Source organism: Herbaspirillum camelliae (assembly GCF_001929405.1).
Taxonomy (GTDB): domain Bacteria; phylum Pseudomonadota; class Gammaproteobacteria; order Burkholderiales; family Burkholderiaceae_D; genus Herbaspirillum; species Herbaspirillum seropedicae.
In genome coordinates, this window is the sequence record NZ_KV880769.1 from 4164475 (window position 1) to 4178830 (window position 14356).

The following is a 14356-nucleotide window of genomic DNA, read 5'->3' on the forward strand; positions in this document are numbered from 1 at the left end:
CTCAGTTCGTTGCCTCTGACGGCGAGAGCGCCACTATGGCCAGCGCGTGGATCTCCTGCTGCATCAGGTCGGACAGGCAATCATACACCAGCCGATGGCGGTTCAACCGATTTTTGCCCTCGAACAAGTCGGAAACCAGGCGGATCCTGTAATGTCCTCCGCCAGAGGCTGCACCGGCATGACCGGCATGCTGGGCAGACTCATCCTCGACCAGACAGACCTGCGGCGAGAAAGTTGCAGTCAGGCGCTCGGTAATGCGCTGCACCCGGGTGTCAGCAGCGCTCATTGCTCATCCTTCATGTACTTGGACAGGAACAGGCTCTGGCCGATGATGAAGGCGAACATCAGCCCCATGCTGCCGAACATCTTGAAGTTGACCCAGGTGTCGAGCGGGTAGTTGAAGGCGATGTAGAGATTGAGCACACCCATGACCGCAAAGAAGACGATCCAGGCCAGATTCAGACGTGGCCAGACCGGTTCGGGCAGGCTGACCTGCTTTTCCATCATGGTGCGGATCAGGTTCTTCTTCATGAACAGCTGTGACACCAGCAGGGCCAGGCCGAAGCACCAGTAGAGGATGGTCGGCTTCCACTTGACGAAGGTGTCGTCGTGGAAATAGATGGTGGCGCCGCCGAAGACGGCAATGATGGCGAAGGATAGCCACAGCATGGCGTCCACCTTCTTGTGGCGCAGCAGCAGGTAGCCGATCTGCACCAGCGAGGCCAGGATGGCCACGGCGGTCGCCAGCACGATGGGCGCGTCCTTTTCCTGTAGCGCACTGTCGGCCATGAAACTGCTCAGGTACAGCGTCACCCATTCAAGCGCTTTGGTCTTGTCGGCTTCAGCGAACTTGAAAACGCCGAAAAAGAGGATGACAGGGAACAGGTCGAACAAGAACTTCATCGGATCGGCTTCTTTAGTGAGTCAATAAAAATAGTGCGAAGGGCTGGCTTACGCCGGGTCAAAACGCAGCGAAGCCGAATTGATGCAGTAGCGCAGTCCGGTCGGCGGCGGGCCGTCGGGGAAGACGTGGCCCAGGTGGGCGTCGCAGACGTTGCAGATGATCTCGGTGCGAATCATGCCATAACTGCGGTCCACTTTCTCGCGTACGTTGGCCGGGTCGATGGGTTCGAAGTAGCTGGGCCAGCCGCAGCCGGAATCGAACTTGGCGTCCGAGGTGAAGAGCGGGGTGTCGCAGCACACGCAGGTGTAGGTGCCGGCCTCGTGGTGGTCCCAGTAGCGGCCGGTGAAGGCGCGTTCGGTGGCGGCTTCCCGGGTGACCTGGTATTCCAGCGGGTCCAGTTGTTCGCGCCACTGGGCTTCGGTCTTTTCTACGCGTTTGGTCATGCTTGGCTCCTTGTTGATGAGGGCAATGTGTGGCGATGTGGGCGGCTCAGGAAGAACAGCTCACTTCCAGGTGGCTGGCCCAGTCGGGCGGCAGGTCGGCGTACTTGTCGTGTTCGGGCTGCTCATCGAAGGGATGGCGCAGGATGGACTGCAGGCGCGCCACCTCGCTGAAATCCTTCTGTTGCGCGCGCTCGATGGCGACCTGGGCGAGGTAATTGCGTAGCACGTATTTGGGGTTGACCGCATGCATTGCAAGCTGGCGCGCCTGGTCGTCGCTGTCTTCGGCGCGCAGGCGGGCGCGGTATTGCGTGGCCCAGGCGTCGAAGGCGGGGCGGTCCAGGATGAGGTCGCGCAGGCCTTCGTCATGGGCGGTGTTGCCGATCTGCAAATCGCCCAGGCGGCGGAAGAACAGGGTGAAATCGACGTGGTTGGCCTGCAGGATGGCAAACATGGCCTCGATCAGTTGCTCGTCCTCGGGCTGGCGCGTGCGCAGGCCGAGCTTGGCGTGCAACAGCGTGTCGTGCTGCGCCTGGAAGATGGCTTCGTAGTCGGCCAGCGCGGCCTCGGTCTGTTCCACCGTGCCGATCAGCGGCAGCATGGCCTGGCCCAGCGCGAAGCAGTTCCACTGGCCGATGCGCGGCTGCATCTGGTAGCTGTAGCGGCCCTGGCTGTCGGTATGGTTGCAGATGTGGCGCGCATCGAAGGCTTCCATGAAGCCGAAGGGGCCGTAGTCCAGCGTCAGGCCGAGGATGGACATGTTGTCCGTATTCATCACCCCATGCATGAAGCCCACCGCCTGCCATTGCGCCATCAGCGTGGCGGTGCGGCGGGTGACTTCCTTGAGCAGGGCGGCATAGGGGTTCTCTGCACGCAGCAGTTCGGGATAGAACTGTTCCAGCACCGTATCGGCCAGCACCTTCAGATCGTCGAAGCGCTGGTTGTAGTACCAGTGTTCGAAGGAGCCGAAGCGGATGAAGCTGGGCGCCATGCGGGTGACCACGGCGGCAGTCTCGGCAGTCTCGCGCAGCACGCGCTGGTCCGAGCCGATCACGGTCAGCGCCCGGGTGGTGGGGATGCCGAGGGCGGCCATGGCTTCCGAACAGAGGAATTCACGGATCGAGGAGCGCAGCACGGCGCGGCCATCGCCCATGCGGGAATAGGGGGTCTGACCGGCGCCCTTGAGCTGCAGCTCGATGCGGCCTGCGCCATCGGCGGCGGGCAGGTCGCCCAGCGTGATGGCGCGGCCATCGCCCAACTGGCCGGCCCAGACGCCGAACTGGTGGCCCGAATACACCGCCGAGAGTGGCGTGGAGCCCGGCGCGATGCGGTTGCCGGCAAAGATGTCGAGGAAATCGCCATCGTCGGCCTGCGGGCGCGGCAAGGCAATGCTGGCGGCGGCGTCTTCACTGAAGCCGACCAGATAGGGCGCGGGCAGGGGCGTGGGTTGTAGCCGGGTATGGAAAGCCGGGGGCAGCTCGGCAAAGCGGTTGCCGAACGGGGGCAGCGGATAGGGACGCGGGTAGGGAAGAGTCATGGGCAGCCAGTGGAGCCCGAAGCCGGGCGCAATGCGCTATTTTGACAGAGAAGCGCGAATCCCATAGGATCGCTCCACTTTTCATCCCGGCCGCCTCTGGCCGGTCTTCTCGCGGCAAGGCTGGCAATTTGGAATTCGCGCTGATCACCTTCCTCAATGGCCTGGGTTACGGCTTCCTGCTGTTCCTGCTGTCATCGGGCCTCACGCTCATCTACAGCATGATGGGCGTGCCCAACTTCGCCCATGCCAGTTTCTACATGCTGGGGGCCTATGTCGCCTATGCGATTGCCGGCGTACTGGGCTTCTGGCCGGCGCTGCTGATCGCGCCGCTGGTGGTGGGCGTGGCCGGCGCGCTGGTGGAGCATTATGGCTTGCGCATCGTGCACCGCTATGGCCATGTGCCGGAGCTGCTCTTCACCTTTGGGCTGTCCTATCTGGTGGTGGAGCTGGTGCAACTGGTCTGGGGCCGCGCACCGGTGCCTTACCGCATCCCGCCTGCACTGGATGGCACGCTCTTCACGCTCTATACGACGGCCTTCCCGGTCTACCGCGGCTTCATGCTGCTGGTGGCGGCCTTGATGCTGCTGGCCCTGTGGCTGCTGCTGCGGCATACCCGCATCGGCCTGGTGATCCAGGCTGCGCTGACCCATCCGCAGATGGTCGAGGCGCTCGGCCACAACGTACCACGCGTGTTCATGCTGGTCTTTGGCGGCGGCTGCGCGCTGGCGGCGCTGGCTGGCGTGATCGGCGGCAATGCCTTCGTCACCGAGCCGGGCATGGCCGCCGCCGTGGGCAGCATCATCTTCGTGGTGGTGGTGGTGGGCGGCCTGGGTTCGCTGGCCGGGGCCTTCATCACTTCGCTCTTGATCGGCATGATGCAGACCTTCGCGGTGGCGCTGGATGTCTCGCTGGCCAGCCTCGGCCTGAGCGTGGCTCCTGACAGCGCGCTGGCGCCGCTGCTGCGCCTGACGCTGGCCCAGGTGGCGCCGGTGCTGCCCTACCTGTTGCTGGTGGTGATGCTGATCGTGCGGCCCAAGGGGCTGATGGGCCAGCGGGAGGGATGAGGATGAAGCGGCTCCTGCTGCCCTGGCTGGGCTTTGCGCTGGTGCTGCTGGCCGCGCCGCTGGTCTTCCCGCAAAGCGCTGCCCTGTCGCTGCTCTCGCAGATGGGGACGATGGTCTTGCTCTGCCTGTCCTACAACATGCTGCTGGGCGAGGGCGGCATGCTGTCCTTTGGCCATGCCGTCTATTCGGGCCTGGGCGCCTTCGGGGCCATCCACCTGATGAACCGCATGGCCGAGGGCGCGCTGGCCTTTCCCATGACCCTGGTGCCGCTAGCTGGCGGCCTCACCGGCGCGCTGTGCGGCGTGCTGCTGGGCTACCTGACCACGCGCCGCGCCGGCACCACCTTCGCCATGATCACGCTGGGGCTGGTGGAGCTGGTGTCGGCCTGCGTGCTGATGTTTCCCGAGGTGTTTGGCGGCGAGGGCGGCATTTCCGGCAACCGCGTCATCGGCGAGCCGGTGCTGGGCATCAGCTATGGGCCGCAGATCCAGGTCTATTACCTCATCGCCGGCTGGCTGCTGGTCTGCGCCATCGCCATCTGGGCGCTGCGCGCTACGCCCCTGGGCCGCATCCTCAATGCCGTGCGCGACAACCCCGAACGTGCCGCCTTCATCGGCTACGATCCGCAGCGGGTGCGCTACCTGGCGCTGATCCTCTCGGCCTTCTTCGCCGGGGTCTCGGGCGGGCTGTCGGCCATCAACTTCGAGATCGTCAGCGCCGAGTACGTAGGCGCGCTGCGCTCGGGCGCGATCCTGCTCTTTACCTTCATCGGCGGCAGCGCCTACTTCTATGGCCCCATCGTCGGGGGCGTGGTGGGCGTGCTGTTCTCGTCCTGGCTGTCGGCCTATACGCAAGCCTGGCAGTTCTACCTGGGCGCGTTCTTCATCCTCATCGTCATGACCGCCCCGGGCGGGCTGGCCAGCCTGATCGACCAGGGCTGGCGCATCCTGCGCAGCGGCGCCTTCGACACCCGCATGGCCGTGCGCGCCATCGCCTGGCTGGCGGCGGCGCTGCCGGTGCTGGCCGGGCTGGTGCTGGCCACCGAAATGGCCTACCAGGCCAGTCTGGGCAGCTTGGCCGAGGCGCCCCTGCGCTGGTGGGGCTGGACTGTCGATGTGCATGCGCCGCTACCCTGGATGACCGCCTTGCTGCTGATGTCTGGCGGCGTGGCGGCACTGTGGTGCTGGCGTGGCCAGGGAGGGCGATCATGACTGCGGCAGTGGCCCTCTCGTTGCAAGGCCTGCACAAGGCCTTCGATGGCAACCCCATCCTGCGCGGTGTGGACCTGGAGTTGCTGGCGGGGGAGCGCTGCGCGCTGATCGGCCCCAACGGCGCCGGCAAGTCCAGTCTCTTCCATCTGGTCTCGGGTCGCTATCGCGCCGATGCCGGACGGGTCACGCTGCATGGGGTGGACATCACGCGCCAGTCGCCGCAGCAGATCAATCGCCTGGGGTTGGCGCGCAGCTTCCAGATCACCAGCCTCTTCCCGCGCCTATCGGCCTTCGAGAACGTGCGCTGCGCACTGTTGTGGACGCTGGGCTATCGCTATGCCTTCTGGCGTCGCATTGGTCGTTCGCATGAGGCCAGTACGCGCGCCCTGGCGGTATTGCAGCAGGTCGGGCTGGCCGCCCGCGCCGACGTGGCCGCCGGTGAGCTGAGCTATGCCGAGCAGCGCGCCCTGGAACTGGCCGTCACCATCGCCGCCGACGCCTCCGTGATCCTGCTCGATGAACCCACGGCGGGCATGAGCCGGGCCGAGAGCGCGGCCATGGTGGCGCTGATCCGCGAGGTCACCGTGGGCAAGACCTTGCTCATGGTGGAGCACGACATGCAAGTGGTCTTCGACCTGGCCGACCGCATCGCGGTCATGGACAATGGCCGGGTGATCGCCTGCGACACGGCCCCGCGCATCCGCGCCAATGAAGATGTGCAGGCCCTCTATCTGGATCGCCGTCGCCATGGATAAGGCAAGCGTCCTGCTCTCGGTGACCGGCCTGCAAGCCGGTTATGGCCACAGCCGTGTGCTGCATGGCGTCGATCTCACCGTCCATCGCGGCGAGATCGTCAGCATTCTCGGTCGCAACGGCGCGGGCCGTTCGACGCTGCTCAAGGCCTTGATGGGACTATTGCCCAGCCGGGGCGATTGCCGCTTCGAGGGGCGCGACATCAGCGGGCTGCCCACCCACGCCATCGCCCGCCTTGGCATGGGCTACGTGCCTGAAAGCCGCGAAGTCTTCCCGACCCTGAGCGTGGCCCAGAACCTGTTGCTGGGCCGCAAGCCTGGTCCCCAGCCGGGGCGGGGCTGGCGCGAGGAGGATATCCATGCGCTGTTCCCGGCGCTCTACAAGCGCCGCCAGGTGGCCGCCGGCGCGCTCTCGGGCGGCGAGCAGCAGATGCTGGCGCTGGGCCGCGCACTGCTGGGCAATCCTTCCTTGCTGCTGGTGGACGAGCCCACCGAAGGCCTGGCGCCGCAGATGGTCGAGCAGGTGGCGCAGGCCTTGCAAGAACTGCGCACTCGCGGCGTGGCGGTGCTGCTGGTCGAGCAGAAGCAGTCCCTGGCGCTGGAGCTGTCCCAGCGGGTCTATGTGATGGGACGGGGCGAGATGGTCTTTGAGGGGACGCCAGCAGGCCTGAGCGCGCAGGAGACGGTGCAGCGGGAGTGGCTGGCGCTCTGAGGGGCAATCGAAGGGTTTTTCTCACGCGCTGGCGATGGCGTCCGCCCGCAGCTGCGCGCCAGAATCCAGGTTTCATTCCTGCGAGCTTGCCATGCTGACCTGGCTCATCCTGATCTGTCTGGCCGTCCTGGCCTGCTACGCCGCTGACCGCGCCTGGCGGCGCTACGTGGAGCGCGACGACCTGCCGCTGCACGACCCTGAAGGCTATCTGGAGATGATGGCGCGGATGGTTGAACTCTGCCACGGCGACCGCGCCCGCGTGGATGCACTGGTTGCGCAGCAGCGCCAGCGTATGGGGCCGCAGGCGGCCCACGCCGACGTGGTGCGGCAGGCCATGCAGGCCTTGCTGGACCCGCAGTCCGGCGCGCACCCATGAAAAAACGGCGGCCCCATGGCGCCGCCGTCCTTCCTGCCTCATGACCCTATTGGGTCATCGATTGACCAGCTTGGCCGGCAGCGTCAGCGTGAGCAGGCCGCCGATGACCAGCGAAGCGGCCAGCACGTACATGCCGGCATTGGTGCTCTGGGTGGCGTCCTTCAACCAGCCCACCAGGAAGGGGCTGACGAAGCCAGCCAGGTTGCCCAGCGAATTGATCAGCGCGATCCCGGCTGCGGCGGCGGTGCCCGACAGGAAAGCCGTCGGCAGGCTCCAGAACAGCGGCAGGGTGGTCAGGATGCCGACGCTGGCCAGCGTCAGCGAGGCCATGGCCAGGGTGGTGTTGTGGCCATACAGGGTCGAGAGCAACAGGCCGATGCAGCCGATGAAGGCCGGGATGGCCACGTGCCAGCGGCGTTCGCGGCGGGCGTCGGCGCTGCGGCCGATGAGGACCATGGCGGCCGCGGCAAAGGCGTAGGGGATGGCCGTCAGCAGGCCCACGTTGAGGGGATCGCTCACGCCAGTAGCCTTGATGATGGTCGGCAGCCAGAAGCTCACGCCGTACAGGCCCATCACGAAGCAGAAGTAGATCAGCGCACCCAGCCAGACCCGGCCATTGGCGAACATGGCGCCCAGCGACAGGTGTTCCTTCTGGCTTTCTTCGTGGCTGATGTTGGTTTCCAGCAGGCGTTTTTCTTCTTCGCTGAGCCAGTCGGCGTCACGGATGCGGTCCTTCATGTAGAGGATCACCATCACGCCCAGGATCAGCGAGGGAATCGCCTCCAGGATGAACATCCACTGCCAGCCGGTATGGCCCCACACGCCCGGCATGGCATGCATGATCCAGCCCGACAGCGGGCCGCCGATCACGCCCGAGAGGGCGATGCCGGTCATGAAGAGCGCCGTGATCTTGCCGCGCCGGGCGGCCGGATACCAGTAGGTCAGGTACAGGATCACGCCCGGGAAGAAGCCGGCCTCGGCCACCCCCAGCAGGAAACGCATGATGTAGAACATCTCCGGCGTGGTGACATAGGCCATGGCCCCGGAGATGATGCCCCAGGTGATCATGATGCGGGCGATCCACAGGCGCGCGCCGACCTTGTGCAGGATCATGTTGCTGGGCACTTCGAAGACGAAGTAACCCAGGAAGAAGATGCCCGCGCCCAGGCCGTAGACGGTGTCGCTGAACTTCAGGTCCTGCAGCATCTGCAGCTTGGCAAAGCCGACGTTGACCCGGTCCAGGTAGGAAGCCACGTAGCACAGGAACAGCAGCGGCAAGAGCCGCCAGGTGACCTTGCTGTAGGTCGCGTCTTCGAAGGATGCGCGTGCGCCGTCGGCGGCTGCGCCTGCTTGGTAGCTCATGTCTCGCTCCAGATGATGTTTGACGTGTCGTTGTTCTGTGTTGCCGGTTCTTTGTGACCGGTTGACGGTGCCCAGCATTGTAGTGGCGGTGAGGGTATTGTCAAATCATTATCCTCACCGCTGGCATGAAGATTTTTACACCTCAGCCTTAAACACAATTAAACACAGCGCCCGCCATCGACCTCGATGCACACCCCGGTAACGAACTCGGCCTCGTCCGAACCCAGGTAGAGGCAGGCATTGGCGATGTCTTCGGGGGTGGAGAAGCGGCCCATGGGGATGGTGGCGACGAACTTCTTGCGGTTTTCCGGGGTGTCGGGCACGCCCATGAATTCCGAGAGCAGGCCGGTGGCCGAGATGACCGGGTTCACGCAGTTGACCCGGATCTTGTCCGGACCCAGTTCAGCGGCCATGGACTTGCTGGTGGTGATGACGGCGCCCTTGCTGCCGTTGTACCAGGTCAGGCCCGGACGCGGGCGGATGCCGGCGGTAGAAGCGATGTTGATGAACGCGCCGCCGCCCACCTGGCGGAAGTAGGGCACGAAGGTCTTGGCCGAGAGGAAGATGCTCTTCACATTGACGGCATAGACGCGGTCGAATTCGTCTTCTTCCACTTCCAGCATGGGGCGGTTGCGGTGGGTGGTGCCGGCGTTGTTGACGACGATGTCGAGCTTGCCGAAGTGCTCCAGGGCGGTGGCCAGCAACTGGTCCATGTCGGCGCGCTTGGAGACGTCGGCCTTGGCAAAGACCGCACGGCCGCCGGCGGCCTTGATCTCTTCGACTACCCGTAGACCGCCGACCTCACCGATATCGGCCACCACGATGGCCGCGCCTTCGCGGGCATAGGCCTTGGCGATGCCCTCACCGAAACCCGAACCGCCACCGGTGACGATGGCTACCTTGTCTTGCAAACGCATGATGTGTCTCCTTGAAAGAAAGTATGAAAGAACCTGGCGCCCCGACGGCGAGCCTTCGATACGGCCCTGAAAGGACCTACTCAGGACGAACGGCAGGTGGGCGATGGCGCCACGGATTGCGCCTTGGGTTGAACCGAGATCAGCCGTGGCGGATGGCAATGGTCTTCAAGACCGTAAAGCCATAGAGCGCCTCGAAGCCTTTCTCGCGCCCGTGGCCGCTGGCCTTGACGCCGCCGAAGGGCAGTTCCACGCCGCCGCCGGCGCCATAGTTGTTGATGAAGACCTGGCCGCTGCGGATGGCCCGCGCCAGCCGCATCTGGCGGCCACCATCGCGGGTCCAGACGCTGGCCACCAGGCCATAGTCGGTGCCATTGGCCAGGGCAATGGCGTGGGCTTCATCCTCGAAGGGCATGGCCGCCAGCACCGGACCGAAGACTTCTTCCTGCGCCAGGCGATGACGCGGCGGCACGTCGCGCAGCAGGGCCGGTGCCTGGTAGAAGCCGCCAGTCGGAACACCGACGGCGATCTCGCCCTGCGCCGCCAGCGCGATGCCATCGCGCCGTGCATCCGAGAGGAAGCCGGCCACGCGCTCCTGCTGGGTCTTGCGGATCAGCGGGCCGCAATCCAGGTCCATTTGCGAAGACCCGACCTTCAACTGCGAGAACAGTCCCGAGAGTCGCTCCAGCACCTGCTCATAGGCCCCGCGCTGCACCAGCAGGCGGCTGCCGGCCGAACAGGTCTGGCCGGCGTTCTGCACGATGGCATTGACCACCACCGGCAGCATGGCCTCCATGTCGGCATCCTCGAAGACGATCTGCGGCGACTTGCCGCCCAGCTCCAGCGTCACCGGCGTGTGATGCTCGGCGGCGGCGCGCACCACCAGCTTGCCGACATTGGGCGAACCGGTGAAGGAGATGTGATCCACATCGGGATGCTTGACCAGCAGGTCGCCGGCCTCGTGGCCATAGCCGGTCACGATGTTGAGTGCGCCCTCGGGGAAACCGACTTCGGCGGCCAGCTCGGCCACCCGCAGGAGGGACAGGCAGGCATCCTCGGCCGGCTTGACCACGCAGGTATTGCCGGCGGCCAGGGCGCCGCCCACGCAGCGCCCGAAGATCTGCATCGGATAGTTCCAGGGCACGATATGGCCGGTCACGCCATGCGGTTCGCGCAGGGTCAGGACCGTGTAGCCGGCCTGGTAGGGGATGGTGTCGCCATGCAGCTTGTCGGCAGCGCCCGCGTAGAACTCGAAGTAGCGCACGATGGCGGCGGCGTCGGCGCGGGCCTGCTTCATGGGCTTGCCGCAGTCGCGGCCTTCCAGCTGGGCCAGTTCTTCCTGGTGATCCTGGAGCTTGTAGGCCAGCTTCATCAGCAGACGGCTGCGCTCGGCGGCGCAAAGCTTGCCCCAGGCGCCCTCATAGGCAAGCCGGGCGGCCCTCACGGCCTGCTCGATGTCGGCGGCGTTGCCGCGTGCGATGGCCTCGAAGGGCTGGCCGTCGGAGGGATCGAGGACCGGGATGCTTTCGCCCGAGGCGGGCGCGACCCAGCGGTTGGCGATGAAGTGCTGTTTCATGGCGGTGCGTTCCTTGGTTGGCTTGAGGTGGGGCGCAACAAGAGCAGCAGGGCGGCAGGCAGGGGCGCAAAATCACCCCGACCACGGCCACGGACGCGGGGTCCTCAGACGGTCGGCGAGGGCTTGTCTCCTGGGTCTTGTTGGTTTTTCTGGGGAGTCAATCTAAGCCAGTGCAGGCAAGCTGTCAATTTAATTTACTGCTTTGCTGACTGCCTGCCCTGCATGACTGGCCGCTTACCCTGCAAATCCGCTACCATGCGCAACAGTCAGCCACCCCGAAAAAGACCGAATCGATGCCCAATACCAGCAAGCCGGTGCGCCCCGGTGCTTCCAGCGACATCCTGAACCTGGCCGCGGCCGGTCTCGGGCCGGTACGTCCTGAGCGCTTTGCCGAACGGGTGTATGAAACCCTGTTCCATGCCATCGTGGAAGGCCGCATCACGGTGGGTAGCAAGCTGCCTTCGGAAAACGACCTGGCCACGCTCTTCGAGGTCTCGCGCCCCGTGGTGCGGCAGGCGCTGGACCGGCTACGCGAAGATCAACTGGTGGAGTCGCTGCGCGGTTCCGGCACCTATGTGAAGGAAAAGCCCGGGCTGGCCCCGGCCCAGCCCGGGGCGGAACCCGAGACCCGCATCGGCCACATCATGAACGGCCTGGAGCTGCGCCTGGTGATCGAGCCCGAATGCGCGGCCATGGCCGCGCTGCGCCGCAACCGTCAGGACCTGGACAAGATGGAGCGCCTCCTGGAAGGTTTCGAAGCGGCCAACCGGGTAGGCGGCATCGCCCACCATTACGATTTCGGCTTCCATGAAGCCATCGCCACGGCCACCGGTAACCTGCGCTTCGTGCAGGTGATGAAGACGCTGGAATACGATGTCAGCCACGCCGTCAACATGCTGCGCCACCTGATGCATATCGCGCCCTGGAAGCGCTCGCAGGACGCCATGGACGAGCACCGCCAGATCTTCGAGCTGATCCGCGTGCAAGACGCCGAAGGGGCGCGCCGCGCCATGCGCGGCCATATCGAGAACGCCCGCACGCGCATGTTCAATAGTCGCCCGGGGTTGTAGATTGTAAATATTACTGACAACTTGCTTTGCAGCGATACCAGACACTAACTAGATACCCGAGATCACACAGGACCCGCCCGCATGGAATTACGCCAACTGCGCTACTTCGTCGCCATTGTCGATCACGGCTCGCTGTCACGGGCGGCGCGCGCCTTGCACATCGCCCAGCCGGCGCTGACCCAGCAGATCCGCCAGCTGGAAGACGAACTGGCCGCCCAGTTGCTGCACCGCTCGGCCCAGGGCGTCATCGCCACCGATGCCGGCAAGGTGTTCTACGAGCACGCCCTGGCGATCCTGAAGCAAGTGCAGGACGCCAAGCAGGCCGTCGGCCAATCCGCCGTCAAACCCTCGGGCACGGTGGCGCTGGGCATTCCGCAGAGCGTCTCCAATGCGCTGGCCTTGCCCTTGTTGAACGCGGTGCGCTCGACTTACCCTGAAATCACGCTGCAACTGACCGAGGAGTTGACCGGCAACCTCATCACCCAGCTCAAGTCCGGCCGCATCAACCTGGCCGTGCTGTTCGACGACGGCCAGCTGTCTTCCTTTGCGGCCACGCCCATGATCGAGGAAGAGATGATGTACATCACCCGCGCCAAGTCGCAGTACGGCGTGGCCGGGCGCAAGAGCGTGCCGCTGGCGCGCGCCATCCAGGCGCCGCTGATCTTGCCGGGCCTGGCCCACGGGGTCAGGCCGCGCATCGAGAGCCTGGTGCGCTCGCAGGGCATGAGCCTGGACAACGTCATCGAGATCAACTCGGTGGCCATCCTCAAATCGGCCATCCTGGCCGACATCGGCGCCACCATCCTGCCGGTGGCGCCCTTGCTGGCCGACATCGAACGCGGCGAGATGGTGGCTCATCGCATCGTCGGCGAGCGCATCTCGCGCACCCTGGCGCTGTGCGCCTCGCGCAATATTCCACTGACCACGGCGGCGGCAGCGGTCGAACAACTGGTGCTCGATGTCACCGATCAACTGTGTCGCTCGGGCCGCTGGGGGCATACCGAATTGCTCGAACGGGAGTGAGCCGAGACGCTTGCTTGCCTCCTGGTGGAGGTTGATTCAGTTTTTTTGATGTTGGGCTGAATTCGCATTTTGACCACGCCGCTTCGGTTACACTAGCCGGTCTCGTCCGGGATGCTGCGCTGCAGTAACCGGATGCCTGTCAGGGCGCGCGGGGGCGCGCCCATGACGGGAGGCAATCCAGAGTCTTTGCGCCATTTTCACCTGCCCTGAGGGGGCAGTCACATCCGGATGAATGCAGCTACTGCCAGTATCGCACTGGCCCTCGTACAGTTTTGCGGCGGCCTGATCATGGCGGGCCTGTTCATGAACATGCCCAAGGAACACTGCACGCGCCTGTGGGCGCTGTCGGGCCTGTGCGGGGCGGCGGGGATCTGCCTCATGCTGGTGGGCTACAACCATGCGGGCGGCGTATGGAATCCGCTGGCCCTGCTGGCGGGCAATACCGGCCTGTTTTCCTGCTGCCTGCTGGCCTGGGCGGGCTTGCGCAGCTTCTACCAGCGCCGCACCGGCTGGTGGCCGTGGCTGCTGGTGGGCCTCTATGCTTTCCTTTTCTCACTCCTGCTGCTCTACCAGGTCAGTTTCACGCAACGCAGCTATCTGGCCTTGGTCGCCCTGCAGCTGACGTTCTGGCTGGCGCTGGGCGAATTCGCGCGCGGCATGTCGGGGCCGCAGGCGCAGCGCTATGCGCGCTGGAGCTTCGGGCGCTGCATCGGCATCGTCTCGCTGCTCATCTTCATCAGCACGCATGTGGCGCGCTTTGTCCTGTCGTTCTCCCATCCTGAACTGTTCATTCCGCCGGCCATGAGCAATACCGGCGTGGCGCTGATCTACCTGATTCCCTTGAGCGGTTCCTTGCTGTTCTCGGTGTCGCTGATGATGATCTATTTCGAACGCCTGCTGGCCGACCGGCAGCGCCTGGCCACCGAAGACCAGCTCACCGGTGCGCTGAACCGGCGCGAGCTGGTGCGCTGTGGCGAGTTGCTGCTGGCGCGGGCGGTGGAGCGCAAGAGCGTGCTGGCGCTGGCCTTCATCGATGTCGATCACTTCAAGCAGATCAACGACCGCCATGGCCACCTGGCGGGTGACCGCGTGCTGGCTGGCATTGGCGCGATCCTGGCTCAGAGCTGCCGCCCGGGCGACGTGCTGGGCCGTTATGGCGGCGAGGAATTCTGCGCCGTCTTTCCCGGCGTCGACCATGACCAGGCCTGCCAGATCGGCCAGCGCCTGCTGGAGTCGGTACGCACCGAGGCCTTCGAGCATGGTCATCCTGTGACCATCAGCGTCGGGCTGGCGGTGTTGCAGCCGGGGAACAAGCGCAGCTGGGATGAACTGGTGCACGAAGCCGACCTGGCGTTGTATCGCGCCAAGAACGAGGGGCGCAACGCCTACCGCATGGCGATGTCGTTCTGAGCGAC

Annotated in this window: 15 protein-coding genes; 8 read left to right on the forward strand and 7 right to left on the reverse strand. The window is 65.1% G+C overall.

Translation table 11 applies throughout. The features are described from left to right. Nucleotide 1 precedes the first annotated feature (1 nt). From BGK68_RS18775 to BGK68_RS18790, 4 genes are read right to left on the reverse strand one after another with little or no spacing between them, the layout of a single operon-like run. Nucleotides 2-286 carry a BolA family protein gene (locus BGK68_RS18775; protein WP_013234222.1) on the reverse strand — a complete coding sequence of 95 codons (285 nt, stop codon included), beginning with the start codon at nucleotides 284-286 and terminating at the stop codon, nucleotides 2-4. Next, a complete protein-coding gene (locus tag BGK68_RS18780; protein WP_075258328.1) occupies nucleotides 283-903 on the reverse strand; it encodes a septation protein A in 621 nt (206 codons plus the stop codon). The genes BGK68_RS18775 and BGK68_RS18780 overlap by 4 nt, the downstream gene beginning before the upstream one ends. A 48-nt stretch (nucleotides 904-951) precedes the next feature. Beyond that, a complete protein-coding gene (msrB, locus tag BGK68_RS18785) occupies nucleotides 952-1347 on the reverse strand; it encodes a peptide-methionine (R)-S-oxide reductase MsrB (RefSeq protein WP_013234224.1) in 396 nt (131 codons plus the stop codon). A 46-nt stretch (nucleotides 1348-1393) separates the two neighbouring features. Beyond that, a complete protein-coding gene (locus BGK68_RS18790) occupies nucleotides 1394-2881 on the reverse strand; it encodes a protein adenylyltransferase SelO (RefSeq protein ID WP_075258329.1) in 1488 nt (495 codons plus the stop codon). 128 nt (nucleotides 2882-3009) lie between these two features. On the opposite strand from BGK68_RS18790, the gene BGK68_RS18795 reads away from it, so the two are divergent. The 5 genes from BGK68_RS18795 (at nucleotide 3010) to BGK68_RS18815 (ending at nucleotide 6996) form a co-directional block, all read left to right on the forward strand. Next, nucleotides 3010-3945 carry a branched-chain amino acid ABC transporter permease gene (locus BGK68_RS18795; RefSeq protein ID WP_075258330.1) on the forward strand — a complete coding sequence of 312 codons (936 nt, stop codon included), beginning with the start codon at nucleotides 3010-3012 and terminating at the stop codon, nucleotides 3943-3945. 2 nt (nucleotides 3946-3947) lie between these two features. Further along, on the forward strand, nucleotides 3948-5156 hold the full coding sequence (locus BGK68_RS18800; protein WP_075258331.1) for a branched-chain amino acid ABC transporter permease: 1209 nt from the start codon (nucleotides 3948-3950) through the stop codon (nucleotides 5154-5156). Continuing rightward, nucleotides 5153-5911: an ABC transporter ATP-binding protein gene (locus BGK68_RS18805; RefSeq protein WP_075258332.1), complete on the forward strand. Its 759-nt coding sequence runs from the start codon at nucleotides 5153-5155 to the stop codon at nucleotides 5909-5911. Before BGK68_RS18800 ends, BGK68_RS18805 begins: the two co-directional genes overlap by 4 nt. Next, nucleotides 5904-6620, forward strand: a complete 717-nt coding sequence (locus BGK68_RS18810; RefSeq protein ID WP_075258333.1) for an ABC transporter ATP-binding protein — start codon at nucleotides 5904-5906, stop codon at nucleotides 6618-6620. Before BGK68_RS18805 ends, BGK68_RS18810 begins: the two co-directional genes overlap by 8 nt. Nucleotides 6621-6711: 91 nt before the next feature. Then, nucleotides 6712-6996, forward strand: coding sequence for a hypothetical protein (locus tag BGK68_RS18815; protein ID WP_075258334.1), 285 nt, complete (start codon nucleotides 6712-6714; stop codon nucleotides 6994-6996). 54 nt (nucleotides 6997-7050) lie between these two features. Here the strand turns inward: BGK68_RS18815 and BGK68_RS18820 are convergent, their stop codons facing one another. The 3 genes from BGK68_RS18820 to BGK68_RS18830 form a co-directional block, all read right to left on the reverse strand. Next, nucleotides 7051-8358 carry an MFS transporter gene (locus BGK68_RS18820; protein ID WP_075258335.1) on the reverse strand — a complete coding sequence of 436 codons (1308 nt, stop codon included), beginning with the start codon at nucleotides 8356-8358 and terminating at the stop codon, nucleotides 7051-7053. 158 nt (nucleotides 8359-8516) lie between these two features. Further along, nucleotides 8517-9275 carry an SDR family oxidoreductase gene (locus tag BGK68_RS18825; RefSeq protein WP_075258336.1) on the reverse strand — a complete coding sequence of 253 codons (759 nt, stop codon included), beginning with the start codon at nucleotides 9273-9275 and terminating at the stop codon, nucleotides 8517-8519. Nucleotides 9276-9414: 139 nt separating this feature from the next. Further along, entirely contained in the window at nucleotides 9415-10848 is a 1434-nt protein-coding gene (locus BGK68_RS18830; RefSeq protein WP_075258337.1) for an aldehyde dehydrogenase family protein, read from the reverse strand. Between the two features lie 293 nt (nucleotides 10849-11141). Between BGK68_RS18830 and BGK68_RS18835 the strand changes: the two genes are divergently transcribed. The 3 genes from BGK68_RS18835 to BGK68_RS18845 all read left to right on the forward strand — a co-directional run bounded on the left by BGK68_RS18835 (nucleotide 11142) and on the right by BGK68_RS18845 (nucleotide 14351). Continuing rightward, a complete protein-coding gene (locus tag BGK68_RS18835; protein WP_075258338.1) occupies nucleotides 11142-11918 on the forward strand; it encodes a FadR/GntR family transcriptional regulator in 777 nt (258 codons plus the stop codon). An 81-nt stretch (nucleotides 11919-11999) separates the two neighbouring features. After that, nucleotides 12000-12941, forward strand: coding sequence for a LysR substrate-binding domain-containing protein (locus BGK68_RS18840; RefSeq protein WP_075258339.1), 942 nt, complete (start codon nucleotides 12000-12002; stop codon nucleotides 12939-12941). Between the two features lie 228 nt (nucleotides 12942-13169). After that, on the forward strand, nucleotides 13170-14351 hold the full coding sequence (locus BGK68_RS18845; RefSeq protein WP_075258340.1) for a GGDEF domain-containing protein: 1182 nt from the start codon (nucleotides 13170-13172) through the stop codon (nucleotides 14349-14351). The last annotated feature ends 5 nt before the right edge of the window (nucleotides 14352-14356 follow it).

Coding starts and splice junctions, on each gene's coding strand:
- BGK68_RS18775 (WP_013234222.1), bottom strand. CDS start 286: ATGAGCGCTGCTGACACCCGGGTGCAGCGCATTACCGAGCGCCTGACT.
- BGK68_RS18780 (WP_075258328.1), bottom strand. CDS start 903: ATGAAGTTCTTGTTCGACCTGTTCCCTGTCATCCTCTTTTTCGGCGTT.
- msrB (WP_013234224.1), bottom strand. CDS start 1,347: ATGACCAAACGCGTAGAAAAGACCGAAGCCCAGTGGCGCGAACAACTG.
- BGK68_RS18790 (WP_075258329.1), bottom strand. CDS start 2,881: ATGACTCTTCCCTACCCGCGTCCCTATCCGCTGCCCCCGTTCGGCAAC.
- BGK68_RS18800 (WP_075258331.1), top strand. CDS start 3,948: ATGAAGCGGCTCCTGCTGCCCTGGCTGGGCTTTGCGCTGGTGCTGCTG.
- BGK68_RS18805 (WP_075258332.1), top strand. CDS start 5,153: ATGACTGCGGCAGTGGCCCTCTCGTTGCAAGGCCTGCACAAGGCCTTC.
- BGK68_RS18810 (WP_075258333.1), top strand. CDS start 5,904: ATGGATAAGGCAAGCGTCCTGCTCTCGGTGACCGGCCTGCAAGCCGGT.
- BGK68_RS18815 (WP_075258334.1), top strand. CDS start 6,712: ATGCTGACCTGGCTCATCCTGATCTGTCTGGCCGTCCTGGCCTGCTAC.
- BGK68_RS18820 (WP_075258335.1), bottom strand. CDS start 8,358: ATGAGCTACCAAGCAGGCGCAGCCGCCGACGGCGCACGCGCATCCTTC.
- BGK68_RS18825 (WP_075258336.1), bottom strand. CDS start 9,275: ATGCGTTTGCAAGACAAGGTAGCCATCGTCACCGGTGGCGGTTCGGGT.
- BGK68_RS18830 (WP_075258337.1), bottom strand. CDS start 10,848: ATGAAACAGCACTTCATCGCCAACCGCTGGGTCGCGCCCGCCTCGGGC.
- BGK68_RS18835 (WP_075258338.1), top strand. CDS start 11,142: ATGCCCAATACCAGCAAGCCGGTGCGCCCCGGTGCTTCCAGCGACATC.
- BGK68_RS18840 (WP_075258339.1), top strand. CDS start 12,000: ATGGAATTACGCCAACTGCGCTACTTCGTCGCCATTGTCGATCACGGC.
- BGK68_RS18845 (WP_075258340.1), top strand. CDS start 13,170: ATGAATGCAGCTACTGCCAGTATCGCACTGGCCCTCGTACAGTTTTGC.